General features: G+C 50.4%; 1 protein-coding gene. It reads right to left on the reverse strand.

The window, feature by feature from the left end; genetic code table 11:
- Positions 1–242, reverse strand: a 242-nt coding sequence (locus tag L9G74_RS20865; protein ID WP_238898671.1) for a hypothetical protein, incomplete at its 3' end; no start/stop codon positions are given.
- Positions 243–266: the final 24 nt, after the last annotated feature.

Consider the following 266-nt stretch of genomic DNA (forward strand, 5'->3'; position numbering starts at 1 on the left):
CGAATTCGAGCATCGCCCAGGCATTTGATCAGATATTTAACCATGTCGTCATCACTTCTCCGGGTATAATGGATCAGTAGAATTGAAAATGTTTCAATGTTCGCCGGAGGTACGGTTCTCTGCATGAACTTAGGAACGCGGACCGCACTCGTCGCGCTGTGAACAGATGGTTTGGATGGGGTCTCGGGAGACTGATTTGGATACTCTCGCGCCCAAACCATGTCGATTCGCTGCTGAATCATAGCCCACCCCATCCTCTCAGCCTT

It is taken from the genome of Shewanella electrica (assembly GCF_022321485.1).
In the GTDB taxonomy this organism is placed as follows: Bacteria; Pseudomonadota; Gammaproteobacteria; order Enterobacterales; family Shewanellaceae; genus Shewanella; species Shewanella electrica.